The following is a 23,382-nucleotide window of genomic DNA, read 5'->3' as shown; positions in this document are numbered from 1 at the left end:
GTACGCCGAACGGGGCCCCCGGGGAATGGTGTCAGATCAACGGCGGAGCACGGACTGCTGCCCCGTCGCGCGTCCCCCGAAACACAGGACCCCGGACTGCGGTCACCCTGGTGGAGCGGCGACCGCACCCAACCCTACCGGCCCATATGTACGGGGGTCAGTGCTCAGGTGACTCAACAGGCGCAGAAGTGACCAGTTCTGTCAGAACGCCATGGCAATCCTTCGGGTGCAGGAACGTGATCCGCGACCCCATGGAACCGCGTCGTGGCTCTTCGTACAGAACGCGTACGCCCTTCTCCTTGATGTCGGCCGCCTCGGTGTCGACATCCGCCGTACCGAAAGCGATGTGGTGGACGCCCTCGCCGTTCTTCGCGAGCCACTTGGCGACCGTGGAGTCCTCCCGGGTCGGCTCCAGGAGCTGGAGGTACGAGGCTCCGCCGTCCGACGTATCGTTGATCTTGAGCATGGCTTCGCGGACCCCCTGCTCCTCGTTGACCTCGGAGTGGAAGACCTCGAAGCCGTAGGTCGCGCGGTAGAACTCGACAGTCTTGTCGAGGTCGAAACAGGCGATCCCGATGTGGTCGATTCGCGTCAGCATGGATTCAGTGCAGCGCCCCGGAGGTGGTTACGCAACGTGCGCGCGATCACACCGACGGCCCGATGACGGCACGGAGTGCCACTCAGTACATTCGAAGTAAACCCTCGTTCACTCCTCGGCAGTGCAGCCGGAAGGGGATCGCACCTCATGACTGGAACGAACGGCACCACCTCGGTGATCGTCGCGGGCGCCCGTACGCCCATGGGACGGTTGCTGGGCTCGCTGAAGTCCTTCTCCGGAGCCGACCTCGGCGGCTTCGCGATCAAGGCCGCCCTCGACCGTGCGGGGATCGGGGGCGACCAGGTCCAGTACGTGATCATGGGGCAGGTGCTCCAGGCCGGCGCGGGCCAGATCCCGGCCCGCCAGGCCGCCGTCAAGGCCGGCATCCCGATGAGCGTCCCGGCACTCACCGTCAACAAGGTGTGTCTTTCGGGCCTCGACGCCATCGCGCTCGCCGACCAGCTGATCCGCGCGGGTGAGTTCGACGTGATCGTCGCGGGCGGCCAGGAGTCCATGACCAACGCCCCCCACCTGCTGCCGAAGTCCCGCGAGGGCTTCAAGTACGGCGCGGTGGAGATGCTCGACGCGATGGCCTACGACGGCCTCACCGACGCCTTCGAGAACATCGCCATGGGCGAGTCGACGGAGAAGCACAACACCCGCCTCGGCATCGGCCGCCAGGAGCAGGACGAGATCGCCGCCCTGTCCCACCAGCGCGCCGCCGCCGCCCAGAAGAACGGCGTCTTCGAGGCCGAGATCACCCCCGTCGAGATCCCGCAGCGCAAGGGCGACGCGGTCGTCTTCAGCAAGGACGAGGGCATCCGCGGCGACACCACCGCAGAGTCCCTCGGCAAGCTGCGCCCCGCCTTCACCCGGGACGGCACGATCACCGCCGGCTCCTCCTCGCAGATCTCGGACGGTGCGGCGGCCGTGGTCGTGATGAGCAAGGCCAAGGCGCAGGAGCTCGGCCTGGACTGGATCGCCGAGATCGGCGCCCACGGCAACGTGGCGGGACCGGACAACTCCCTGCAGTCCCAGCCGTCCAACGCGATCCAGCACGCCCTCAAGAAGGAGGGCCTGGAGGTCTCCGACCTCGACCTCATCGAGATCAACGAGGCCTTCGCCGCCGTGGCGGTCCAGTCAATGAACGACCTCGGAGTGTCCACGGAAAAGGTGAACGTCAACGGTGGCGCCATCGCCCTGGGCCACCCCATCGGCATGTCGGGCGCCCGCCTCGTCCTGCACCTCGCCCTGGAGCTCAAGCGGCGCGGCGGCGGCGTCGGCGCGGCCGCGCTGTGCGGCGGCGGCGGTCAGGGTGACGCGCTGATCGTGCGGGTACCGAAGGCGTAAGCGGTTTTGCCGGTCTCTTCTGGTGACGGGTGTGACGGTGGTGTCCGGCACGGCCGTCGTGACCTTCGTGAACGGAGCTGTGATGCAGGACGTCTCCACTCTGGTGGCCCAGGCCAGGGAAGGCCGGCCCCGGGCCGTGGCCCGGCTGATCTCCCTGGTGGAGGGGGCGTCCCCGCAGCTCAGGGAGGTCATGGCCGCCCTGGCCCCGCTGACCGGCAACGCGTACGTCGTGGGCCTCACCGGCTCACCGGGCGTCGGCAAGTCCACGTCGACGTCGGCGCTGGTGACCGCCTACCGCAAGCAGGGCAAGCGGGTCGGCGTCCTCGCCGTCGACCCGTCCTCCCCGTTCTCCGGCGGTGCCCTCCTCGGTGACCGCGTCCGCATGTCGGAGCACGCCTCCGACCCGGGCGTCTACATCCGCTCGATGGCCACCCGCGGCCACCTGGGCGGCCTCGCCTGGGCCGCCCCGCAGGCGATCCGCGTCCTCGACGCGGCGGGCTGCGACGTGGTCCTCGTCGAGACGGTCGGCGTCGGCCAGTCGGAGGTGGAGATCGCCTCCCAGGCCGACACCTCCGTCGTCCTGCTGGCCCCCGGCATGGGCGACGGCATCCAGGCCGCCAAGGCCGGAATCCTGGAGATCGGCGACGTCTACGTCGTCAACAAGGCCGACCGCGACGGCGCGGACGCCACCGCCCGCGAGCTCAACCACATGCTGGGCCTCGGCGAGTCCCGCGGCCCCGGCGACTGGCGCCCGCCCATCGTCAAGACGGTCGCCGCCCGCGCCGAGGGCGTCGACGAGGTGGTGGAGGCCCTGGAGAAGCACCGCGCCTGGATGGAGGAACACGGCGTCCTGGCCGAACGCCGCCTCTCCCGCGCCGCCCGCGAGGTCGAGACCATCGCCGTCACGGCCCTGCGCGAACGCATCGGCGACCTCCACGGCGACCGCCGCCTCAGCGCACTCGCGGACCGCATCATCTCCGGCGAACTCGACCCGTACCGGGCGGCGGACGAACTGGTGGCGGGCCTCACCGAGTCCTGAGGGATCGTCGACTACGGGTCCACCCTGGTACGTTGACCCGCATGTTCCTCCTCTGTGCGTAGAGCACACCGACGAGCCACGCACGGCAGCCGAGCGATCGGCCCCGTCGCCGTGGCACTCCGGTGTCCCCTCTCCGCCTCACGTCGAGGAACTCACGCATGTCCGCACCTCCTTCGCGGCTGTCGTACGCCGCCGTCCTGCGCGTCCCCCGCGCCCGCTCCACCTTCGCCGCCGCCCTCGCGGGACGCCTGGCGTACGGGGTGGTCTCCCTCTCCCTGCTGCTCGCCACGGTCCGGGCGACAGGCTCGTACGCCGTGGCCGGTACCGTCATGGTCCTGTTCGGGACCTCCACGGTCCTCCTGATGCCGTTACGGGCCTCCCTGGTCGACCGCCACGGCCCGCGCCGCGCTCTGACGCCCATGGCCCTGCTCCACGCCGGCCTGCTCTCCCTGCTCGCCGCGGTCACCTGGAACCCCGGAACACCGGCGGTGGTGCTCGGCACGGTCGCCGCGCTCACGGGCGCCTGCGCGCCCCCGCTCGGCCCGACCATGCGCATGGTCTGGGGCGAACTGGTCCAGGACCGGCGACTGCTGCAACGGGCGTACAGCCTCGACGGCGTCGCCGAGGAACTGCTGTACGTGTCGGGCCCCGTCCTGGTCGGCGTACTGGTCCGGTACACCACCCCGGCCGCCGGACTGCTGCTGACCGCGGCACTGATCGCGGCCGGGACGTGCGCGTTCGTGGCCTCACCGGTGGTGGGCGGCATCCGGGGGTCCTCGGAACGGCGGCGGCAACGCGAGAAGGGCTCCGCTCAGGGGCTGCTCCCACCGGTCCTCGTGGCGGCCGGGGCGGGCCTCGCGCTCAGCGCCGTCGACCTGCTGGTGGCGGCCTTCGCCGACCGGCACGGGTACGGCGGGGACACGGTCGCCTGGATGCTGGCCGCGCTCTCGGTGGGCAGCGCGGTGGGGGGCCTCCTGAACGGCGCGATCGACTGGCGCACACCCGCGCGGGTACGGCTGCCGTGGCAGGCGGCGGGCCTCGGCCTGGTGGTGTGCGCGGCCGGCCTCGCCCCCGACCCCTGGACCCTCACCGCGGCCCTCGTCTGCGCCGGTGTCTTCGTCGCCCCGGCCCTGACCACGGCCTACCTCATCGCGGACGAGACGGCGCCGCCGGGCGCCCGGACCCGGGCGGGCGCCTGGATCAACACCGCCGTGAACGCGGGCAGTTCCTGCGGCGCGATCACAGCCGGACTGCTGCTGAGCCACGCCCCGCTCGGCGTGTGCTTCGCCGCGGCGGGGTGTGTGGCGCTGCTTTCGGCGGGCGGCGCCGTGTGGGCGACAGCCGGACGGGGCCGCACGCCTCGGGCGCGGCCCCGGTCCCTTCGGGTCTGATCAGTCGTCGTCGCGGTCCGCCGTGACCTTCGCAGTCTTCGGGTCGACGTTCCAGTCGTGGTCCTTGCTGTGGGTGTCCGTGGTCTCCACGTCCCAGCGGGGGGAGCGGTCGTCGTCGAGGTCGACGGAGGTCACGGTGCCCTTGGGGGCGGCTGCCTCGGCCGCCTGCTTGGCGTCGACGGTGGCGACCTTCAGGGCACGGTGGGCGTCGGCGGCGTCGTCGTCCTGCTCGGTCTCCGTGGCGAGGATCCTGCCGGTCTGCTGGTCCACGTGGACGGTGTACGAGGTCGTGCCCTTGCCCAGGATGTCGACCTCCCAGCCGCGGACGTCGTCCCCGTCCTCGTCGTCACCGGCGTCGAGGTCGGCGGAGACCGCCGTTCCCGGCTTCGCCTTCAGGGCCGCGTCGATCGCCTGAGCGGCGGTCAGCTTGCTGTCACGCGCCTCGGCGGAGTCACCGGTGCGGTCGTCACGGTCGTCGCTGGTGTCGTCCTGGCCCTTGGTGTCCCTGTCGTCCCCCGACACCGCCGTAGGCGCCTTGGCGGGCGCGTCGTCCTCGCCTGCCGCGCCGAAGGCGAGCGTCGCACCGCCGCCGATCATGACGGCCGCGGTGACGGTGGAGACGACGACGAGGTGGCGCTTCATGGATGTCCTCCCGTGGTGGGTTCGTTCCGTTCGCTTCGACGAGAACCAACCTGCCGAACCGGACCTGAAGCCCCGCTGAAGCCACCTGAAGATCGCTTCAGGTTCGCTTTGGCACCCTGTTCCCATGCGCCTGTTGATCGTCGAGGACGAGAAGCGTCTCGCCCTGTCCCTGGCCAAGGGCCTGACCGCCGAGGGCTACGCCGTGGACGTCGTCCACGACGGCCTGGAGGGGCTGCACCGGGCGAGCGAGTCGCCGTACGACCTGCTCGTGCTCGACATCATGCTGCCCGGCATGAACGGCTACCGCGTCTGCTCCGCGCTGCGCGCCGCCGGCCACGACGTGCCCATCCTGATGCTCACCGCCAAGGACGGCGAGTACGACGAGGCCGAGGGCCTGGACACGGGCGCGGACGACTATCTGACCAAGCCGTTCTCGTACGTGGTGCTGGTCGCGCGGATCAAGGCGCTGCTGCGGCGCCGCGGGCAGGGGGCGGGGGCATCACCCGTGCACGTCCTCGGCGAGCTGCGGGTCGACACCGCCGCACGCCGTGTCCACCTGCGCGACGACGAGGTGACGCTCACCGCCAAGGAGTTCGCCGTCCTGGAGCAGCTCGTACTGCGGGCGGGCGAGGTGGTGTCCAAGGGCGAGATCCTCGACCACGTCTGGGACTTCGCCTACGAGGGCGACCCCAACATCGTCGAGGTCTACGTCAGCGCCCTGCGCCGCAAGCTGGGCGCCGCGCTCATCCGGACCGTGCGCGGTGCCGGGTACCGGTTGGAGGCGGCCCGGTGAGACGCCTGTTCGGTTCCGTCCGGGCCCGGGCCACGCTCGGCGCCACGCTCGTCGTCGCCGTCGCCCTGGTCGCCGCCGGGGTGGCGGTCCTGCTGTCCCTGCGGTCCAACCTGAGCGGCCAGGCCGGCACCCAGGCCGAACGCACCGCGCGGGAGGTCGCCGCCGAACTCGCCGCCGGGAAGAGCTACGCGCAGCTGTCCCTCGACGGCGACGACCGGCCGGTCCAGGTCGTCACGGAGGACGGGACGCTGGTCGCGGCCAGTGAGGACCTGGAGCGGATCAGCGGGACGGGCAGCGACGCCGTGCGGCCGCGGGCGGCGGCGACCCCTGGTGCCGGGCAGACCGCCCCCGAAGACACTGAAGACACTGAAGACACCGACGACGCGGACGACAAGGCGGGCGACGCGACGGACGACAAGAACGGCGAAGGCGGCCTCGACGCCGGTGAGATCGACGAGGACACCGACTTCTCCGACGGTGCCGCGACGGTCGACGGGGACACCGGGGACTACCGATTCGCCGCCGTCCACGTGGACACCGGTGACCGCGGCACCCTCACCGTGTACGCGGGCGCCCCCCTCTCCGCCGAGCACAGCGCCGTGCGCACCGCGCTGACCAGCATGCTGATCGGCTTCCCGCTGCTGCTGGGCGTCGTCGCGGGCGTGACCTGGCTGGTCACCCGGCGCGCCCTGCGCCCGGTGGAGGGCATCCGGCGCGAGATGGCCGCGATCACCGCCTCCGAGGACCTGGCCCGGCGCGTCCCGGAGCCGGACACGCACGACGAGGTGGCTCGGCTCGCCCGCACCACCAACGCCACGCTGGCAGCGCTGGAGGCCTCCGTGGCGCGCCAGCGCCGGTTCGTCGCCGACGCCTCCCACGAGCTGCGCAGCCCGATCGCCAGTCTGCGCACGCAGTTGGAGGTGGGCGTCGCCCATCCCGGGCTGCTGGACGTCCCGGGCGCGGTCGAGGACACCGTACGGCTTCAGCAACTGGCCGCCGACCTGCTGCTGCTGGCGCGTCTGGACGCGGGGGAGCGGCGGGGCGACACCCGGGTGGACCTGGGCGCGCTGGCGCGGGAGGGGGCCACCGGGCGGGCCGGGGTGACGGTCGAGGCGGCCGAGGGCGTGGAAGTGGCCGGATCGCGGGGGCAGCTGGAGCGGGTGCTGGCCAATCTGCTGGACAACGCGCGGCGGCACGCGCGCGAGGCGGTGTCGGTCACCGTTCGACGGGAGGGGGGCCGGGCGGTGCTGGAGGTCGCCGACGACGGCGACGGGGTGCCCGAGGGGGAACGGGAGCGCGTCTTCGAGCGGTTCGTACGGCTCGACGCCGCCCGCAGCCGCGACGACGGCGGCGCGGGACTGGGCCTCGCCATCGCCCGTGACGTGGCCGTCCGGCACGGCGGCACCCTCACGGTCCGCGACGCGCCGACAGGCGGAGCCCTGTTCGAGCTCCGCCTGCCTTCGGTCTAGAGGATGCTCAGGGACGGCCCCGGTGCCCGCGCAGGTGTTCCGCGATGGGCTTGAGGGCCTTGTCGAGCTCGGTCAGGGCCTCGGGGGAGAGCAGGTCGATGAAGTGCCTCCGCACAGACGCCACATGATGGGGCGCGACCTTCTTCATCGTCTCCATGCCGTGCTCGGTGAGCACGGCGTACAGTCCGCGGCGGTCGGACTCGCAGTTCTCCCGGCGCACCAGGTCCGCGTTCTCCATGCGGGTGATCTGGTGCGAGAGGCGGCTCTTGGACTGGAGGGTGGCGGACGCGAGGTCGCTCATTCGCATCCGTACGCCCTCCGACTCGGAGAGGTTCACCAGGATCTCGTAGTCGTTCATTGTCAGACCGAACGGCTGGAGGTCCTTTTCGAGCTGGTACGTCAACAGCCTGTTGACCTCCAGGTGGGTGCGCCAGGCGCACTGCTCCGCATCGGTCAGCCAGTGTGTGGCCGTCTCGGTCTCCATGAATGAAGTCCACCTAAGAAGTTGAAAGGCGAACTAATGAGGGTGGTGTGACGGTGCGCACGCGTTCGATGTCACACTCCGCAGACTACCGCTCACAGCCCGAAGCGACGCTGGAGGTCTCCCAGCTGTCCGGGAAGTCGCGGTGTGCCTGACGGGCCGTGACCGCCCGGTGCGCCGCCGCCACCGGGCACGCCCGGCTCGTGCGGAGTCACTCCGGTGGCCTGCTCGGCCATCAAGGTCTCCGTCGACTGGAGCAGCACCGTTCCGGCTCCCACGAACTCGAACTGGTGCTCCTCCCCGGAGGCCCCGCCGAGGCCCGTCATCGCACGTAGACCGCCCATTACGCCGGTCATGTAGCCGTGGTCGTAGTGATGGCACGGCGAGGGGCAGTCGGCCCAGCCGACGAGTGCCTGCGGATCCACCCGGATGGGGGGTTCCATGAACACCACCGGACCGTTTGACGCGGCCACGAACTTTCCGGTTCCGATGAGTGTCAGAAAACCCGGCACGATCGACTGCTTGAGTGACAGACTTGGCTGAAAAGCGAGCAGATTGCCCGAGCGAATGGTCAGATTGCCGTCGTCCAGGTCGTACGAGTTCACATCGAAGGCCCGGTCGGCGAGGAGCATCTTGCCCGAGCCCTCCGCCACGACCCAGTCGCTCGCGTGCAGAGGCGAATGAAAGGACGTGCGGACAAGTCGGTCGAGTCGGCCGTGTCCGATGCCGTTGAAGTCGATCGACCCGTAGTAGGCGATCATCTTCCCCTTCTGCAGGAACCACTGGCTCCCCTTGAGTTCCACGCAGAAGGTGTAGGCGTTGACGTTGTCGTCGACGGGCAGCGTCATGGGGTCGTGGACCACGGGACCTGCGCCCGGATAGGTGGTCACAGCTTCTCCTCCGAGGCCTGGACGTACACCGTGCCGTTGCCGCTGAGCTCCAGTTGGAAGGCCTCGCCGGAGCCGCGTCCCACCATGTCGCGCCAGCCCAGCGCGGTGGACAGCTTGTTGCGGACGTCGCCGTGGTGGGCGACGTAGGCCTGGGGGTCGACGTGGATCGGGCGCTGGGGCGTGATCGGGATCTCGAAGACGCCGCCGTGGGCCATCACGGCGACCGCGCCGTGGCCCTTGAGGGTGGTGGTGAACAGACCCTGGCCGCTGATCTGGCCCCGAACCATGCCCATGACGCCGCCTTGCGAGCCCATGAACATCGTGCCCTGCTGCAGGGTGCCCTCGAAGGCGAGCAGGCGGTCGGCCTCGACGTAGAGAGTGTCGCCCGTGAGCTGGATGACCTGGACGTGGTGGCCCCCGTGACCGAAGAGGACGGTGCCGCTGCCCTCGACGGTCATCAGCGGGGTGTCCTCGTTGGCCAGGCGGCGGCCGATCATCGACATCACACCGCCCTGGCCGCCCTGGAGGTTGGGCGTGAAGGAGACCTCGCCCCGGTAGGCGAGCATCGCGCCGCGCTGGCTGAACAGCCGCTGGCCGGGCATGACCGTCGCCTCGACGATCTTCGAGTTGAGCTCGCGGAAGGGCATGTCACACATCCCCCGCGATCGTGTTCCGCTCGCTCGGCTGCACGTACACCAGGCCGTCGCCCTCGAAGCGGATCTGGAAGGCCTCGCCGCCGCCCTCCCCGAGGAACGTGCGGAACGTCACACCGGACTGGAAGGACTGCCGGACATTGCCCTGGTGGGCGATGTACGCCCCCGGGTCGACGATCAGCGGGTACTGCGGGCTGACCCGCAGCACCACGGCCGGCCCGTCCGACGTGATCGCCGCCTGGCCGTGCCCCTCGACGGTCGTCGTGAACAGCCCGTTGCCCTGGGACGCGCCGCGCAGTCCGGTGAAGCTCGTGCCGGTCCTGAGGCCGGCGTCGGTCGCGAGCAGGTTGCTCGACTCCACGTACAGCTTGTCCCCCTGGAGATTGACGAGGTTGATCTCCGAAGCACGGTCCGCGAACCAGCAGGTCCCCTGCCCCTTCACCTCCATCACGGTCATCTGCTCGCCGGTGAGCCGCCGGGTCACCATCCCCCGCAGTCCCTCGCCGCCGCCACTCATCTTCTTGAAGGCCATCTGCCCGTCGTACGCGACCATCGAGCCGTTCTTCGCCTTCACGGCATCCCCGGTCATGTCGACGGCGAGCACCTTGCTTCCTTGCAGTCGGAACATCGCCACGGGGTGAAGGTAGCCGCAGGTCGGCCCGTCGGACAGAGCCTCCGGGTGGAGACGGACCCCGACCGAACCCCTAAGGGGTCCTTGCACTGTGCCCGCCCGGGACCCCCTTCCGCGGCCCGCCCGACCCGTTTGTCACAATGGACGAACGCTTGTGCGCGCGTTCACAAACCGCGCAGGCCGCCACACCGCCCCGACCGTCGACACCTCTCCCACCGAAGGTGACCCGTGGACCTCAAGACCGCCACCGCCCTCCGCCGACTCCGCCTGGTCTCCGCCCCCGAGGCCATCTCCTTCCTGCTCCTCCTCGTCTGCTCGGTGCTGAAGCGGACTACGGAGTTCGACGCGGTGCGCCCGATGGGCCTGATCCACGGCGTCCTCTTCATCCTCTACGTGATCTTCTGGGCGGACGCCTGGAACCGCACCAAGTGGGACCTGAAGACCGCGGCGCTCTACTTCGTCCTCTCCGTCCTGCCGACCGGCGGCTTCTTCGCCGAGCGCAAGCTGCGCCGTGAGGCGGAGGACGCGGTCATCGCGTCCCGTGCGCGCCGCGAGGGCGTGGTGGAGGCGTCATGATCGTCGCCTTCTCCGTGACGCCGCTGGGGGTCGGCGAGGAGGTGGGGGAGTACGTGGCCGACGCCGTCCGTGTCGTCCGCGAGTCCGGACTGCCCCACCGCACCGACGCGATGTTCACCTCCATCGAGGGCGAGTGGGACGAGGTCATGGACGTCGTCCGGCGGGCCGTCGCCGTGGTCGAGGAGCGGGTACCGCGCGTGTCGCTGGTCCTCAAGGCCGACATCCGACCCGGTGTGACGGACGGGCTCACTTCGAAGGTGGAGACGGTGGAGCGGTATCTCGCCCCTTAGAGCCCCTTAGAGGTCCTTAGTCCCGCACAACGAACCCCGGCCCGCGCGGGCCGGGGTTTTCTCGTCCCCGATGTTTGAGCGATCGCTCAAAGAGGTGTAGCTTCACTTCCGCGAGTTTGAGCGATCGCTCAAACAGCGAGCCGATCAGGGGGATCGATGGGGCTCTACATAGAGGCGCACATCCGCGCCGACCTCGACGAGTTGTGGGCGCGCACCCAGGAACCCGACCGGCACCAGCGCTGGGACGTGCGCTTCACCGAGATCACCTACCTCCCGCGCGCGGAGGGCGAACCACAGCGCTTCCGGTACGCCACGCGCGTGCTGCCCTTCCTGACCGTCGCCGGGACGGGGGTGTCGGCGGGCGAGAAGGAACGCGCGGACGGCACCCGCACCTCCGCCCTGCGCTTCGCCTCCCCGCACCCCCTCTCCTTGCTCGCCGAGGGCAGCGGCTACTGGCGCTACGTCCCCGACGGCGACGGTGTCCGCTTCCTCACCGGCTACGACTACCGCCCCCGCTGGGGCCGCTTCGGAGCCGTGGCCGACCGGCTGGTGTTCCGCCCGCTGATGGGGTGGGCCACCGCCTGGTCCTTCGACCGGCTGCGCCTGTGGCTGGAGCGCGGGATCAGCCCGGAGCGGGCGCTTCTCAACTGGCTCGCCGAACTGGCGGTGCGGGCCGCCGTCGTCACCCTCTGCTGCACCGGACTCGGCCTCGGCTCCCTCCTGCGCCTGCTCGGCCCGTTCGCGGCGGCCACGGCCTATCTGTGTCCGCTGCTGCTGGCCGGCGCCATCTGCGTGGCCCTGTTCAAGTCGCCGCTGTCCTGCACCCCTGCCGCCCGCCGCTGTCTGCGGCAACCGCCCACGCGCGTGCGTGCGCCGCGCCTGATGCGAGCCCTGGAGAACCCGCGATGACTTCTGCCCCGCGTGACGTGACCGCTCCCGCCTCGATCTTCCGCACGGTGATGGGTGCCGACTTCGACCGCCTCCACCCACGGCTCCAGCGCCGCTTCTCGGTCGGCCTCGCGAGCGGAGAGGCCTGCACGGGGCGCGGCGTGATGGACCGCATCTGGCACGGCCGCGCCTTCGTGAAGCCGTTCCTGGCGCTCGGGTCCACCCGCAACATCCTTGTCCCCAGGGCCGGTCGGAACGTTCCCTTCGTCATCGAGAACGTTCCGTACACCGACACCTTCGGCCGTGAGACGGTGACCTTCGTGCGCACCTTCGACCTGCCCGGCCGCTCACGCCGCTTCGACGCCCAGATGGTGCTGAGCCCCAAGGGCGACCGCGTCCTCGACTACCTGGGCACCCACCAGCACCTCGCCAGTGACCTCCACTTCCGCGCCGAGCCCGACGGTTCGCTGCTGATCCGCTCCGGTGAACACCGGTTCCGGGAAGGGGTGGTGGACGTGCGGGTGCCGGAGCTGATCGGGGCGAGCGCGGAGGTGCGGGAGTCGTACGACGACGTCGCCGGCCGCTTCCGCATCCGGGTACGGGTGGTGAACCGGTACTTCGGGCCGCTGTTCGGCTACGACGGGTCCTTCACCGCGACCTACACCGACGTCCGGCGGTGCGGGGTGCGGGCCGGGCTGCGGCCGGTGCGCGAGGAGGTCCGTGCGTGAGCCCGGAGACGGCGAAGTCGCAGGAGACGAAGACCAAACTGCTGGAGGGGGCGCTGCGGACGCTCACCGAGCAGGGGATCGCGAAGGTGTCGGCGCGTACGATCGCGGCGGCCGCCGGGGTCAACCAGGCGCTGGTCTTCTACCACTTCGGCTCCGTGGACGAACTGCTGGCCGCGGCCTGCCGGTACGGCGCGGAGCGGACGGTGGCGCGCTACCGGGCCCGGTTCGCCGCGGTCACCTCGCTGTCCGAGCTGCTGACCGTGGGACGGGAGATCCATGAGCAGGAGCGGGCCGGAGGGCATGTCGCGCTGCTCGGACAGCTGCTCGCGGGCGCCCAGACCCACGAGAGCCTCGGCCCCGCGACCGCGGCGGGGCTCGAACTGTGGATCGTCGAGATCGAGCAGGTGCTCGTGAGGGTGCTCGCCCAGACCCCGTTCGGGGAGTTTGTGGACGCACCCGGACTGGCGCGGGCGGTGGCGGGGTCCTTCGTGGGGATCGAGTTGTACGAGGGCGTGGACGCGGTGGGTGCCACCGCCGCGCTGGACGCCCTGGAGCAACTCGGTTCCCTGGTAGGGGCGTTGGAGGAACTGGGGCCGGTGGCGCAGCGGGCGGTACGGCATCGGCTGCGGCGCTCCGGCCGACGCTGACCAGCGCTGACCCGCGTCACGCTCGCCGCCGTTCCTGGGCCGCCCGCCGTGACGTGGTCAGCCCCCGCCCGACGCCAGCGCCATCCCCAGCGGTGTCCGTTCGTACAGCACCTGGTGGCCGTACCGGCGCGCGATCAGCAGGCCGGCGTCGCGCAGGGTCGTCAGATGGGCGGAGACCGAGGACGGGGCGAGGGCGAGGCGGTGGGCGAGGGCGGTCGTGGTGGCCGGGTCGGTGAGGGCCATCAGGACCGCGGCCCGGCCGCGCCCCAGGAGTCGTACGAGCGCGTCGGAGACGTCGGCGGCCGGCTCCGACCACAGGGTGGCGATCCCGCGGGCCGGATAGACCAGGGTGGGCTGCCAGGGCGGGTCGAAGCCGCTGACGACGTCCGGCCAGGCGAACGCGCTCGGCATCAGCACCAGGCCCTGGCCGCCCAGATGGCGCTCGTGCTCGCCCTTGGAGTCCACCGTCAGCGTTCCGGCGCGCCAGCCGCAGCGGCGGTTGATCTCCGGGAGCAGACCGCCCAGGCCCACCTCGGCGAGCCGCCGGGAGTGGAACGCCACGTCCGCCTCCAGCAGCGCGCGCAGCCTCGGCCAGTCGGGCTCGACGAGGGTGTGCCAGACCTGCTCCAGCGTGCCGGCCAGTTCCTCGATCATCCGTACCGGGTCGGCGAGCCACGCCCGGCCGTGCGGGGAGTCGAGCGCGCCCGGGGTGTCCGCGAGCGAACGGGCCGTGTCCTCGCGGGCCGCGTCCGGATCGGCGGCCCGCACCGCGGCGATCTCCTCCTCGAAGGTGGCCGCCGGGCCCGCCGGCGGCGGGCACAGCCAGTCGGGCGAGTGGCCGCGGCGCGGCATCAGCAGCCACAGCCCGGTCAGATCGAGCGCGTCGGCCGCCGTACGGACCCGGCGCAGCCAGGGCACGTGGTAGCCGTGCCGGTCGGGCCGCTTGAGCGTGCGCGCCACCTCCTGCGTCTCCCACAGCGGGGACAGCGCGAAGCGGCAGCGGAGGAAGTCGTCCTCCCCGAAGTGCAGGCGTGAGGGCATCCGGGCACCCGCTCGAAGATTCGGTCAGAGCCGAAAGTCTACGCGGGCGGGCCCGACCCCAGCACGCTGCTGCCCATGCCACCGGAACAGACCGCGGAAACCCTGACACCCCCTGCCCCCACCAGCCACGGCCGCTATCGCGACGTCTTCGCCGTCCGCGAGTTCCGAGCCGTCTTCGCCGCCCACCTGCTGTCCATGCTGGGCCTGATCGTCAGCGAGATCGCGCTCTCCGTCCTCGTCTACGACCTGACCGGCTCCCCGCTGATGAGCGCGCTGGCGTTCGCGCTCGGCTTTCTGCCGTACGTCGTCGGCGGCACCCTGCTCGCGGGCGTCGCCGACCGCTTCCCGGCCCGGCGGGTGCTGGTGGTGTGCGATCTGGTGTGCGCCGGGTGCGTGGCCCTGATGGTGACGCCGGGTGCGTCGATCGCCGTACTGCTGACCCTGCGCTGCTGCCTCGCCGTGGTCTCGCCGGTCTTCGCGGGGACCAGGATGGCGACGCTGGCCGATGTGCTCGGCGACGGCGACCTGTTCGTGCTCGGCCGCTCCCTGCTGCGGATCACCGCGCAGAGCTCGCTGCTCGTCGGCTACGGCCTCGGTGGGCTGCTGCTCACCATGGTCACCCCGCGCCACGCCCTGCTCATCACCGTCGGCACCTTCCTCGCCTCCGCCACGCTGCTGCGCTGCGGCACCCGGCACCGGCCCGCCCGGGCGCGGGACGGCGGGTCGGCGCTGGTGACGGACTCCCTCAAGGGCGCCCGCGAGGTCCTCGCCGACCGGCGGACACGCGTCCTGCTGCTGCTCTTCTGGGTGCCGCCGATGTTCACCGTCGCGCCGGAGGCGCTGGCCGCCCCCTACGCCGACGACCTCGGGGTCGGATCGACCGGCCTGGGCCTGCTGATGTGCGCGCTGCCCGTCGGTACGGTCGCCGGCGAGCTGTTCGCGGGGGCCCGGCTGCGGCCCGCCGCCCGGGAGCGGATCGCGCTGCCGCTGGTCTGCCTCACCCCGCTGCCGTACCTCGGCTACGCCCTGCGCCCCGGCCTCGCGACCTCGCTGCTCCTGCTGCTGGTCTCCGGGGCGGGGTCCGCGTACACCCTGGGCCTGGACCAGTGGTTCGTACGGGCCGTGCCGGAGGGACTGCGGGGCCGGGCGATGACGCTGCTCACGGCGGGACTGATGACCGTGCAGGGGGTGGGCATGGCGCTGGCGGGGGTGGCGGCGGAGTTCGCGGGGGTGACGGCGACCGTGACGGGGGCGGGTGTCCTGGGGACGGCGTGCTGTGCGCTGCTCGCCGTTCAGGCCCGGCGGACCGAAGGGCGAGACGGGGCTGACCACCATGTGACCGGCCGGTAAGGTCTGGAGACGTGCCGAAGCCGCTCAGTCTCCCGTTCGACCCCATCGCCCGCGCCGACGAGCTCTGGAAGCAGCGCTGGGGAAACGTGCCGTCCATGGCCGCGATCACCTCGATCATGCGCGCGCACCAGATCCTGCTCGCCGAGGTCGACGCCGTGGTCAAGCCGTACGGGCTGACGTTCGCGCGCTACGAGGCGCTGGTGCTGCTGAACTTCTCCAAGGCCGGTGAGCTGACGATGTCGAAGATCGGCGAGCGGCTCATGGTGCACCCCACGTCGGTCACCAACACCGTCGACCGCCTGGTCAGGTCGGGTCTGGTGGCCAAGCGCCCCAACCCCAACGACGGCCGCGGCACCCTCGCCTCCATCACCGACAAGGGCCGCGAGGTGGTCGAGGCGGCCACCCGCGACCTGATGGCGATGGAGTTCGGCCTCGGTGTCTACGACGCCGAGGAGTGCGCGGAGATCTTCGCGATGCTGCGGCCGTTGAGGATCGCGGCACACGACTTCGACGAGGACTGACCCGGGACAAGATCTCCCGGAACGCGTGGTTACGCTCGTTCCCATGAAAAAGAGCGTGCTGACCCGCTACCGCGTCATGGCCTACGTCACCGGCGTGCTGCTGGTCCTGCTGACCCTGGGCGTCATCGCCAAGTACCTGCTGAAGATCGACGGCGCCGACGGCTTCACGAGCGTGGTGGGCATCGCGCACGGCTGGCTCTACGTCCTCTACCTGGTCGTCGCCTTCGACCTGGGCTCCAAGGCGAAGTGGCCGGTGCGCAAGCAGCTGTGGGTGCTGCTGGCCGGCACGGTCCCCACGGCCGCGTTCTTCGTGGAGCGCAACGTCACCCGGGAGCTGGAGGCCAAGGTCGCGGACGAGTCGCCCGTGACCGCGAAGGCCTGACCGCGACGGCCTGACCGCCAAGGCCTGGCGGAGAAGGCCTCGCCGCCGACGCCACCGCCGTACGGACGAACGTGCGGCGGTCTGCCATCGACAATTACTAGGACGTCCTAGTAAATTTGAGGGCATGGACGCTGACGCCATCGAAGAGGGCCGCCGTCGCTGGCAGGCCCGGTACGACGCCGCGCGCACGCGCGACGCTGATTTCACCACGCTCTCCGGCGACGCCGTGGAGCCGGTGTACGGGCCCCGGCCAGGAGACAACTACGAGGGCTTCGAGCGGATCGGGTGGCCGGGGGAGTACCCCTTCACGCGCGGGCTGTATCCGACCGGGTACCGGGGGCGTACCTGGACCATCCGGCAGTTCGCCGGGTTCGGCAACGCCGAGCAGACCAACGAGCGGTACAAGATGATCCTCGCCAACGGCGGGGGCGGTCTGTCCGTCGCCTTCGACATGCCGACCCTCATGGGGCGCGACTCCGACGACCCGCGCTCGCTCGGCGAGGTCGGGCACTGCGGGGTGGCGATCGACTCGGCCGCCGACATGGAGGTCCTGTTCAAGGACATCCCGCTCGGTGACGTCACGACGTCCATGACCATCAGCGGGCCGGCCGTGCCCGTCTTCTGCATGTACCTGGTCGCCGCCGAACGGCAGGGCGTGGATCCCGGGGTGCTCAACGGGACCCTCCAGACCGACATCTTCAAGGAGTACATCGCGCAGAAGGAGTGGCTCTTCCAGCCCGAGCCCCATCTGCGGCTGATCGGCGACCTGATGGAGTACTGCGCCGCCGGCATCCCCGCCTACAAGCCGCTGTCCGTCTCCGGCTACCACATCCGCGAGGCGGGCTCGACGGCCGCGCAGGAGCTGGCGTACACGCTGGCCGACGGGTTCGGGTACGTGGAGCTGGGGCTCAGCCGCGGACTCGACGTGGACCTCTTCGCGCCCGGCCTGTCCTTCTTCTTCGACGCGCACGTCGACTTCTTCGAGGAGATCGCCAAGTTCCGCGCGGCCCGCCGGATCTGGGCGCGCTGGATGCGGGACGTCTACGGGGCGAAGAGCGACAAGGCGCAGTGGCTGCGCTTCCACACGCAGACCGCCGGTGTCTCGCTGACCGCCCAGCAGCCGTACAACAACGTGGTGCGTACGGCCGTGGAGGCGCTCGCCGCGGTCCTCGGCGGCACCAACTCGCTGCACACCAACGCCCTCGACGAGACCCTCGCGCTGCCCAGCGAGCAGGCCGCGGAGATCGCGCTGCGCACCCAGCAGGTGCTGATGGAGGAGACCGGCGTCGGCAACGTCGCGGACCCGCTGGGCGGTTCCTGGTACGTCGAGCAGCTGACGGACCGGATCGAGGCCGACGCGGAGAAGATCTTCGAGCAGATCAAGGAGCGCGGACTGCGGGCCCACCCCGACGGGAAGCACCCGATCGGGCCGATCACCTCCGGAATCCTGCGGGGCATCGAGGACGGCTGGTTCACCGGCGAGATCGCCGAGTCCGCCTTCCGCTACCAGCAGGCCCTGGAGAAGGGCGACAAGAAGGTCGTGGGCGTCAACGTCCACACCGGGTCCGTCACCGGCGACCTGGAGATCCTGCGCGTGAGCCACGAGGTCGAGCGGGAGCAGGTGCGCGTGCTCGCGGCCCGCAAGGCCGCGCGCGACGACGCGGCCGTGCGCGCCGCGCTGGACGCGATGCTCGCGGCCGCGCGCGACGGCGGCAACATGATCGCGCCCATGCTGGACGCCGTACGCGCCGAGGCGACCCTGGGCGAGATCTGCGGGGTGCTGCGGGACGAGTGGGGGGTCTACACGGAACCCGCCGGGTTCTGACCCGTTCGTTCGAGGACGACGACTTCGTAACCGGATCCCACTACCAACTCGCCGCCGGGGCCCACGGCCACCGCGTCGGCGGCGTGGGGGAGGATTTGCTGGTGGAGGAGCCGCCCGTTCTCCAAGTCCCAGACGCTGAGGAAATGACGGCCGACGGCAGCCACCGTCGGCCGTCCGTCCGTCATGGCGCACGCGAGATCCATTGTCCATACGTGCCCCACTTCGATGGTGCGCCGCAGGGAGACGGTATGCAGGTCCCAGACCTGGATGCCCTCGCGAGACGTGGCGAGCACCGCGACAGGGACGCCCCCGACGGTCGTGCAGGCGATCGCGGTGACATGAGCGGTACAACCCTCGAACCGTCCCAGGTGGATCATAGTGCTCAGGTCCCAGATGTCGACCCGCGCGCTGGGAAGGCGGCCAGCAGCAAGGTGCTTGTGGTCTTCGCCCGCGATCACCGCCAACGGGGTGCCGTCCACCGCTGTGCATGCAAGAGCGGTTGCTGTCGACAAATCCTTCGAGAGAATGGCGCCGCCGTCCATGGCCTTGAGCGAGGCGGCGTTCCGGATGACGAGAGGGCCGGGAGCCGTGGACAGATGGGAGAACTCCGAGCCGGTGAGAAGTGTGGGCACCCCGTCGAGGGTGGTGGTGTCCACGTGTGTCCATCTCCGACCTGGGTCCGTCACGGCTGCCAACTCCTCGCATCGGGGAAGTGACCACACCCGTACCGAGTCGTCGTGGCCGCTGCTGACAGCCACCGGTTCTCCGTCGAGAACTGTATGGGCGACGGACAGAACACCTTCGGTATGGCCCCTCCCGACACCGAGCTCGGCCCCGGTGTCGAGATGCCAGGCGCGGACCGACAGGTCTCCGCCTGTGACGGCGATCGGCATGCCACCCGCGACGAGGCATGTCACGGCGTGGACCTGACTGTTGTGCCCCGGCGAAGTGGCGATCTCGCTCTCCTCGGGAAGGTCCCACAGGCGTAGGGTTCCGTCCATGCTGGACGAGACGATTACCTGCGCACCCTCCACGACTGCGGTGGACAGGGCGTGCACCCATTGATCGTGGCCGTTCAGCCTGCCGATGAGGGCTCCGCTCTGTGCGTCGCGGATGTGGATCGTCCCGTCCGCGTGGCCGACCACGACGGCATCTCCGGTCCGGCCCGGTACGACCGCGGTGGCTGTGACCTGCTTGCTGTGGGACGGGAAAAGACGAGACTCGGCCCGGGTGACGGGATCCCACCGCAGGAGGCCCACCTTGCCTCCGAGGAAGACGGTGGCGCGTCCCTCCAAGGAGCCCGTCCACTGGACCTCGACATCTGCCGAGTCACGGGCGGGGACATGGCTCAGCTCACCGTTGATCAGGTTCCAGGCGAGGGCCGGCCGGTATCCGCTGGTCACGATGGCGTGAGGAGCGTCGCCCAGTTCCACGCAACCGATCGCGGCTCTGACCGTCAGAGCCGACGCCTGGGTGTCCACGTGCCGCAGCAGTTCTGCTGTGCGGAGGTCCCACAACCACGCTGTGCCGTTGAAACCGTAGCCCAGCAAGACGGGGGCGCCGTCCAGGACGGTACAGGCGAGGGAGACCGCAAAGTCGGGTGCGCTTTTATCCCCTCCTGTGCTGGAGATGACACGCTCCGTGCGCGGGTTGGGGCGCCCCTCGCCTGACTGAGCAACGGTGATACGGAGACTGACCGTGCCCTCGGCGATGTTCCAGATCCGAACCTCGCCGTCCAGGTCGGCGGTCGCCACGATCTGTACGCCGTCCGCTTCCCCGCAACAGAGCGCCGTGAGATCGGCTCGGTGCCCGCGCAGGGAGGTGTGCACGGACTGGGTGCGCATGTCCCACAGCCACACTTCCCGATTAGGGCCCGCCGTCGCGAGGAGAGGCACACTGCCCACTGTCAAGCAGTCCATGACGGAGTAGCTTCCGCAGTAGCTGTCCAGCGTTGCCCGCAGTGTGCCGCTCGTCTGGGTGCGCGTGGCCCAGCGCGGCGCCCACGCCAGAAGTCGCCGCAGCGCGCGCTGGTGCTCGTCCATCCCGAATCGCGTGGAATCGACGGCGAGCAACTGCGCCCGATACGTGGTTGGCAGCCTTCGATGCAGATGGGCTGAGGAGCGATACATGGCATGGGTCCGCCGCACCATGTGGTCGTCGACACCGTCCATGGCTGAGAGCAACGCGTCGGGGTCGGCGTGCACGAGGAAGAAGGAGTCCCGTAGCAGCTCGGCCAGTTCGCCGGCTGCCGCCGCGTGTCCCGGGAGGTTCTTGACGATGTAGGGGTGGGCGCGCGTCCAGTCCCGGTCGCCGTCCTGGCGGAGCGGGACGGTCTGCTGCAATGCGGCGGTGAGCCGGCGTTGGTTCTCCGTGTCGCGGCGGGGGCTGCGCAGGTGTTCCGCCAGCGCCTCGTGGAAGAGACGGAAGACCGAGCGCTCGTCCTCGGCCGGGACTTCGACGACGTAGGCCCCCGCGTTCCGGAAGAGCCAGTCGACGTCCTCGTCCGAGCACGGGACCGCGGACAGGGCGGTGGCCAGGGGCGCCCACAGGGCGTCCCAGGGCAGACCGTCGCCCTCGGCGTAGGCGAGCGGGGTGAGGAGGCGGCGTACTTTCGCCTCGTCCTCGCCGTAGCGTGCCAGGTAGGCGTCAAAGGCCTGGCCCGCCTCAGTGGGCAGGGTCTGCTCCCACCCCGGCCGGCTCGTGTCCACGACGAGGTCGCCGTGGGCGACGGCACGTACGGTCATGCGTGCCACCAGGAAGGACTGGCCGGCGCGCGCCGCGATCGCTCGTGCCAACTCTCGCCGGGTGTCCGGCGGGTAGCGTCGGCAGGCGCCCGAAGCCTCCAGGGAGGCGTGCGCGTACTCCTCGATGTCCGTCCGCTTGGCGTAGGCCGCGTTGTCGAGGTCGATGACGTGAACCGCGCTGCCCAGCGCGGCGATGGTTTCGCGGCGGGTGCCGATCAGGAGGCGTACGTGGGGCAGGGTGCTCAGCGGGCGCAGCAGTTCGCGGGCGATGCGCAGCGGCTCGGTGCCGCCGACACCCGTGCCGGCCTCGTCCAGGGCATCGATGAGCAAGGTGCACGGTGCCGTGTGGTCGGCGAGGGCCGCGAGCAGTTGGTGGGGTGAGTCGGCGTCGATGCCGAGCGCCCCCGCCAGCCGGCCGGTGAGCGATTCCAGGTTGGCACCGCGCGCGTGAACGGCGGTCGTGACGCACCCGGCGGGTGGCGTCACGTAAGCGGGTGCCGTCGGCCATACGCCCGGGTCCGTATCGGCCAGCGCGAGCAGGCGCCCGAGCAAGGCGGACTTGCCCGAGCCGGGGCCGCCGGTGATCACGCGCGCCCGGCCGTCGTGCTGCGGCTCGCGCAGCCAGGAGGCGAGGGTGGCCAGGGCTTGCAGCCGGCCGGTGAAGAAGTCGCCCTTCTCGCTGGCGTACTCCACCCCGCGGCCCCGCGGGTCGAAATGCGCGGCCCACTCGCGGGCCGTCTGGACGTCCACCAGGGTGGGGGACAGCCCCGGCCGGTAGGCGGGATTGGGGAAGAACGGCGGCGGTGTGCGGACCTCGGCCGCGCTGCACCGGGCGCTCTGGTGGGGGTGGTGCTCGCGTAGATACGCGTCGATGCGGCTGGTGACGTCCAGGACGTCCAGGTGGGGCTGGCGCATGCCGGCCCGGCTGTGACGCAAAGCCTCTTCCAGGGCGGGTACGAACGCGTGGTCCACGGCCTCTTCCCGGGCCCGGGCGGCCGCCAGGAGCCAGGGGCCCTCGCTGTCGTTCCCGCGCAGGGTCGCCAGGTCGACGGCGACGGACGCCATCTGCGCGGTTCCGGCGCCGGCGTAACAGGTGTCGAGGATCAGCAGGGCGTGCCCGACACATGAACCGGTCACGACGCCGGCCAGGTCGCTGGACCTGATCGCCGTGCCCTGTGGGCGGGCGATCTTGCTGCCGCCGCACATCAGGTAGTGGTCGCGCCGCCGCGGGTGCTTGACGCCGTGACCGGCGTAGTACACGACGAGCACGTCCCGCTCGGACCTGTCAGGGTGTTCCAGCCACTCCTCCAACTCGCCGAGCAGGTGCTGGGAGCGAGGCGAGGAGCTCAGGTGCGGCAGGATCCGGGTGTAGCCGAGGTCCTGGAAGAGCGCCGCCACCCGTTCGACGTCCTCCTCCACGCCCGGCAGTTCGGTCAGGTCGGGGTCGTCGGGGTAATGGCGGGTGCCTGCCGCGAGCACGTACCGGCGGAACTCCGGCTCTCCGGCCGGGGCATCGGCGCTCATCCAGCCAGCCCCAGGGCGATTGCGGCACCCGTCTCCCCGGCTGTCAGATACGCCGACATCTCGTGCATGGTCGTGCCGTTGTGGACGTGGTGGTCGCGCAGCCGGGCACCGAAGCGCGGGGAGAGTTCGTGGACGAGCGCGACGATGTCGCCCGGGTCGGAGATGTTGTGCCAGTGCTCCGCCGACCGCGGCCAGACGCCGACGCCGTCGACGGGCAGGGGCGTGAGACGGTCGAAGGTGAGGTTGCGGATCCCGAGCGGGGAGCCCAGGGTCACCAACGTGACCGTACGGGGGGCCTGCTGGGAGCACAGTGCCTCGTAGGCGACGACCGACCCGAGCGAGTGGGCCACGACGACACGCGTGTCCGGGCCAAGCTGCTCGAGGACTCGCTCCTGGGCTGTCGCGCGCAGGTGTGGTTCCTCGAAGTACCGCCGAAACTGCTTGAGGGCGGCGATGAGGAAGGCGTCCGAGACGGACTTGAAGAAACGGGTGCGGGTCAGCGCGTCCAGGGCCCGCCGTACGGTGGCGACCCGCAGGGGCCTCGAGGCCGCGTATCCGGCCAGTCCGCGTCCGACGTCCTCCGGGCCGAGGACGGCCGGGTCACGCCGCGCGGCCTCCTGCCACCACGCCAGGAGCAGGTCGTATTCCAGGCCTTCGGCGACGTCCTCCGCCTCGTACTGGGGTGTCCCGCCGCGCGCGCCGGGGCGGCGGAACAGGTCTCCGTAGGCCGCGCAGGAGATGTCGTCCTGAGTGAGGGGCGTACCACGGCCGGCGAGGCGGGGGTCTTGGCGCAGGGCGAGGTTCACGCCGCCGACGAGAGCGGGGGCCAGTGCGGCATACAGTGTCTCGGCGGTGTCCAGTTGCTTGCCCACCCCGTGCACCATCACGACCCGTGCCATCGATGTCCCCCAGTCCACGCGCTCACCTGC

The 23,382-nt window shown here is 70.8% G+C and carries 23 protein-coding genes; 14 read left to right on the top strand and 9 right to left on the bottom strand.

What is annotated here, in order from left to right:
• Positions 1-157: 157 nt before the first annotated feature.
• Positions 158-598, bottom strand: a complete 441-nt coding sequence (gene mce, locus ACGFNV_RS07110; protein ID WP_389427415.1) for a methylmalonyl-CoA epimerase — start codon at positions 596-598, stop codon at positions 158-160.
• A gap of 147 nt (positions 599-745) precedes the next feature.
• Here mce and ACGFNV_RS07105 point away from each other — a divergent pair, with 147 nt between their 5' ends.
• The 3 genes from ACGFNV_RS07105 to ACGFNV_RS07095 all read left to right on the top strand — a co-directional run bounded on the left by ACGFNV_RS07105 (position 746) and on the right by ACGFNV_RS07095 (position 4,378).
• Complete coding sequence (locus ACGFNV_RS07105; RefSeq protein WP_393620142.1) at positions 746-1,948, top strand: acetyl-CoA C-acetyltransferase; 1,203 nt, start codon at positions 746-748, stop codon at positions 1,946-1,948.
• Positions 1,949-2,030: 82 nt separating this feature from the next.
• Positions 2,031-2,987: a methylmalonyl Co-A mutase-associated GTPase MeaB gene (gene meaB, locus ACGFNV_RS07100; RefSeq protein WP_393621445.1), complete on the top strand. Its 957-nt coding sequence runs from the start codon at positions 2,031-2,033 to the stop codon at positions 2,985-2,987.
• Positions 2,988-3,145: 158 nt separating this feature from the next.
• Positions 3,146-4,378 carry an MFS transporter gene (locus tag ACGFNV_RS07095; RefSeq protein ID WP_393620141.1) on the top strand — a complete coding sequence of 411 codons (1,233 nt, stop codon included), beginning with the start codon at positions 3,146-3,148 and terminating at the stop codon, positions 4,376-4,378.
• Here the strand turns inward: ACGFNV_RS07095 and ACGFNV_RS07090 are convergent, their stop codons facing one another.
• Positions 4,379-5,020: a PepSY domain-containing protein gene (locus tag ACGFNV_RS07090; protein ID WP_393620140.1), complete on the bottom strand. Its 642-nt coding sequence runs from the start codon at positions 5,018-5,020 to the stop codon at positions 4,379-4,381. It lies immediately after the preceding gene.
• Positions 5,021-5,144: 124 nt separating this feature from the next.
• Here ACGFNV_RS07090 and ACGFNV_RS07085 point away from each other — a divergent pair, with 124 nt between their 5' ends.
• Both ACGFNV_RS07085 and ACGFNV_RS07080 read left to right on the top strand, forming a co-directional pair.
• Complete coding sequence (locus ACGFNV_RS07085) at positions 5,145-5,813, top strand: response regulator transcription factor (RefSeq protein ID WP_393620138.1); 669 nt, start codon at positions 5,145-5,147, stop codon at positions 5,811-5,813.
• A complete protein-coding gene (locus tag ACGFNV_RS07080) occupies positions 5,810-7,282 on the top strand; it encodes a sensor histidine kinase (RefSeq protein ID WP_393620136.1) in 1,473 nt (490 codons plus the stop codon). Before ACGFNV_RS07085 ends, ACGFNV_RS07080 begins: the two co-directional genes overlap by 4 nt.
• A 7-nt stretch (positions 7,283-7,289) precedes the next feature.
• On the opposite strand, the gene ACGFNV_RS07075 is transcribed toward ACGFNV_RS07080, so the two are convergent.
• The 4 genes from ACGFNV_RS07075 to ACGFNV_RS07060 all read right to left on the bottom strand — a co-directional run bounded on the left by ACGFNV_RS07075 (position 7,290) and on the right by ACGFNV_RS07060 (position 9,934).
• Entirely contained in the window at positions 7,290-7,766 is a 477-nt protein-coding gene (locus ACGFNV_RS07075) for a MarR family transcriptional regulator (RefSeq protein ID WP_133927787.1), read from the bottom strand.
• 92 nt (positions 7,767-7,858) lie between these two features.
• Entirely contained in the window at positions 7,859-8,611 is a 753-nt protein-coding gene (locus tag ACGFNV_RS07070) for an AIM24 family protein (protein WP_393621443.1), read from the bottom strand.
• 38 nt (positions 8,612-8,649) lie between these two features.
• Positions 8,650-9,300: an AIM24 family protein gene (locus ACGFNV_RS07065; RefSeq protein ID WP_393620134.1), complete on the bottom strand. Its 651-nt coding sequence runs from the start codon at positions 9,298-9,300 to the stop codon at positions 8,650-8,652.
• A gap of 1 nt (position 9,301) precedes the next feature.
• Positions 9,302-9,934 carry an AIM24 family protein gene (locus ACGFNV_RS07060; RefSeq protein WP_393621442.1) on the bottom strand — a complete coding sequence of 211 codons (633 nt, stop codon included), beginning with the start codon at positions 9,932-9,934 and terminating at the stop codon, positions 9,302-9,304.
• 231 nt (positions 9,935-10,165) lie between these two features.
• Between ACGFNV_RS07060 and ACGFNV_RS07055 the strand changes: the two genes are divergently transcribed.
• The 5 genes from ACGFNV_RS07055 (at position 10,166) to ACGFNV_RS07035 (ending at position 13,066) form a co-directional block, all read left to right on the top strand.
• Positions 10,166-10,513: a DUF3817 domain-containing protein gene (locus ACGFNV_RS07055; RefSeq protein ID WP_393620133.1), complete on the top strand. Its 348-nt coding sequence runs from the start codon at positions 10,166-10,168 to the stop codon at positions 10,511-10,513.
• Positions 10,510-10,803 carry an MTH1187 family thiamine-binding protein gene (locus ACGFNV_RS07050; RefSeq protein WP_393620131.1) on the top strand — a complete coding sequence of 98 codons (294 nt, stop codon included), beginning with the start codon at positions 10,510-10,512 and terminating at the stop codon, positions 10,801-10,803. Before ACGFNV_RS07055 ends, ACGFNV_RS07050 begins: the two co-directional genes overlap by 4 nt.
• A gap of 156 nt (positions 10,804-10,959) precedes the next feature.
• Positions 10,960-11,712, top strand: coding sequence for a hypothetical protein (locus ACGFNV_RS07045; protein ID WP_393620129.1), 753 nt, complete (start codon positions 10,960-10,962; stop codon positions 11,710-11,712).
• Complete coding sequence (locus ACGFNV_RS07040; protein ID WP_393620127.1) at positions 11,709-12,419, top strand: DUF4166 domain-containing protein; 711 nt, start codon at positions 11,709-11,711, stop codon at positions 12,417-12,419. Before ACGFNV_RS07045 ends, ACGFNV_RS07040 begins: the two co-directional genes overlap by 4 nt.
• The gene (locus tag ACGFNV_RS07035) at positions 12,416-13,066 is read left to right on the top strand and encodes a TetR/AcrR family transcriptional regulator (protein WP_393620125.1); all 651 of its coding nucleotides are present in this window, start codon (positions 12,416-12,418) and stop codon (positions 13,064-13,066) included. Before ACGFNV_RS07040 ends, ACGFNV_RS07035 begins: the two co-directional genes overlap by 4 nt.
• A gap of 57 nt (positions 13,067-13,123) precedes the next feature.
• On the opposite strand, the gene ACGFNV_RS07030 is transcribed toward ACGFNV_RS07035, so the two are convergent.
• On the bottom strand, positions 13,124-14,107 hold the full coding sequence (locus tag ACGFNV_RS07030; protein WP_393620124.1) for a DUF5937 family protein: 984 nt from the start codon (positions 14,105-14,107) through the stop codon (positions 13,124-13,126).
• A gap of 75 nt (positions 14,108-14,182) precedes the next feature.
• On the opposite strand from ACGFNV_RS07030, the gene ACGFNV_RS07025 reads away from it, so the two are divergent.
• The 4 genes from ACGFNV_RS07025 (at position 14,183) to ACGFNV_RS07010 (ending at position 18,185) form a co-directional block, all read left to right on the top strand.
• A complete protein-coding gene (locus tag ACGFNV_RS07025) occupies positions 14,183-15,457 on the top strand; it encodes an MFS transporter (protein WP_393620123.1) in 1,275 nt (424 codons plus the stop codon).
• Between the two features lie 11 nt (positions 15,458-15,468).
• Complete coding sequence (locus ACGFNV_RS07020) at positions 15,469-15,978, top strand: MarR family winged helix-turn-helix transcriptional regulator (RefSeq protein ID WP_393620121.1); 510 nt, start codon at positions 15,469-15,471, stop codon at positions 15,976-15,978.
• A 43-nt stretch (positions 15,979-16,021) separates the two neighbouring features.
• Complete coding sequence (locus ACGFNV_RS07015) at positions 16,022-16,360, top strand: DUF3817 domain-containing protein (protein WP_133927043.1); 339 nt, start codon at positions 16,022-16,024, stop codon at positions 16,358-16,360.
• A gap of 124 nt (positions 16,361-16,484) precedes the next feature.
• Positions 16,485-18,185: a methylmalonyl-CoA mutase gene (locus ACGFNV_RS07010; RefSeq protein ID WP_393620119.1), complete on the top strand. Its 1,701-nt coding sequence runs from the start codon at positions 16,485-16,487 to the stop codon at positions 18,183-18,185.
• Here the strand turns inward: ACGFNV_RS07010 and ACGFNV_RS07005 are convergent.
• Positions 18,161-22,453, bottom strand: coding sequence for a caspase family protein (locus ACGFNV_RS07005; RefSeq protein ID WP_393620117.1), 4,293 nt, complete (start codon positions 22,451-22,453; stop codon positions 18,161-18,163). The genes ACGFNV_RS07010 and ACGFNV_RS07005 overlap by 25 nt on opposite strands.
• Positions 22,450-23,370 carry an antibiotic ABC transporter ATP-binding protein gene (locus tag ACGFNV_RS07000; RefSeq protein ID WP_393620115.1) on the bottom strand — a complete coding sequence of 307 codons (921 nt, stop codon included), beginning with the start codon at positions 23,368-23,370 and terminating at the stop codon, positions 22,450-22,452. The genes ACGFNV_RS07005 and ACGFNV_RS07000 overlap by 4 nt, the downstream gene beginning before the upstream one ends.
• Positions 23,371-23,382 lie beyond the last annotated feature (12 nt).

Source organism: Streptomyces sp. NPDC048751 (assembly GCF_043198595.1).
In the GTDB taxonomy this organism is placed as follows: Bacteria; Actinomycetota; Actinomycetes; order Streptomycetales; family Streptomycetaceae; genus Streptomyces.
Note: the sequence above shows the minus strand (reverse complement) of the source record. Positions and strands in the feature narration are given on the sequence as shown.

Bases quoted from the DNA above. Each gene is read 5' to 3' on its own strand.
- ACGFNV_RS07050 (WP_393620131.1), top strand. From the start codon at position 10,510: ATGATCGTCGCCTTCTCCGTGACGCCGCTGGGGGTCGGCGAGGAGGTG.
- ACGFNV_RS07005 (WP_393620117.1), bottom strand. From the start codon at position 22,453: ATGAGCGCCGATGCCCCGGCCGGAGAGCCGGAGTTCCGCCGGTACGTG.
- ACGFNV_RS07085 (WP_393620138.1), top strand. From the start codon at position 5,145: ATGCGCCTGTTGATCGTCGAGGACGAGAAGCGTCTCGCCCTGTCCCTG.
- ACGFNV_RS07025 (WP_393620123.1), top strand. From the start codon at position 14,183: ATGCCACCGGAACAGACCGCGGAAACCCTGACACCCCCTGCCCCCACC.
- meaB (WP_393621445.1), top strand. From the start codon at position 2,031: ATGCAGGACGTCTCCACTCTGGTGGCCCAGGCCAGGGAAGGCCGGCCC.
- ACGFNV_RS07030 (WP_393620124.1), bottom strand. From the start codon at position 14,107: ATGCCCTCACGCCTGCACTTCGGGGAGGACGACTTCCTCCGCTGCCGC.
- ACGFNV_RS07070 (WP_393621443.1), bottom strand. From the start codon at position 8,611: ATGACGCTGCCCGTCGACGACAACGTCAACGCCTACACCTTCTGCGTG.
- ACGFNV_RS07040 (WP_393620127.1), top strand. From the start codon at position 11,709: ATGACTTCTGCCCCGCGTGACGTGACCGCTCCCGCCTCGATCTTCCGC.
- ACGFNV_RS07015 (WP_133927043.1), top strand. From the start codon at position 16,022: ATGAAAAAGAGCGTGCTGACCCGCTACCGCGTCATGGCCTACGTCACC.
- ACGFNV_RS07090 (WP_393620140.1), bottom strand. From the start codon at position 5,020: ATGAAGCGCCACCTCGTCGTCGTCTCCACCGTCACCGCGGCCGTCATG.
- ACGFNV_RS07065 (WP_393620134.1), bottom strand. From the start codon at position 9,300: ATGCCCTTCCGCGAGCTCAACTCGAAGATCGTCGAGGCGACGGTCATG.
- ACGFNV_RS07060 (WP_393621442.1), bottom strand. From the start codon at position 9,934: ATGTTCCGACTGCAAGGAAGCAAGGTGCTCGCCGTCGACATGACCGGG.
- ACGFNV_RS07075 (WP_133927787.1), bottom strand. From the start codon at position 7,766: ATGGAGACCGAGACGGCCACACACTGGCTGACCGATGCGGAGCAGTGC.
- ACGFNV_RS07010 (WP_393620119.1), top strand. From the start codon at position 16,485: ATGGACGCTGACGCCATCGAAGAGGGCCGCCGTCGCTGGCAGGCCCGG.
- ACGFNV_RS07045 (WP_393620129.1), top strand. From the start codon at position 10,960: ATGGGGCTCTACATAGAGGCGCACATCCGCGCCGACCTCGACGAGTTG.
- ACGFNV_RS07105 (WP_393620142.1), top strand. From the start codon at position 746: ATGACTGGAACGAACGGCACCACCTCGGTGATCGTCGCGGGCGCCCGT.
- mce (WP_389427415.1), bottom strand. From the start codon at position 598: ATGCTGACGCGAATCGACCACATCGGGATCGCCTGTTTCGACCTCGAC.
- ACGFNV_RS07095 (WP_393620141.1), top strand. From the start codon at position 3,146: ATGTCCGCACCTCCTTCGCGGCTGTCGTACGCCGCCGTCCTGCGCGTC.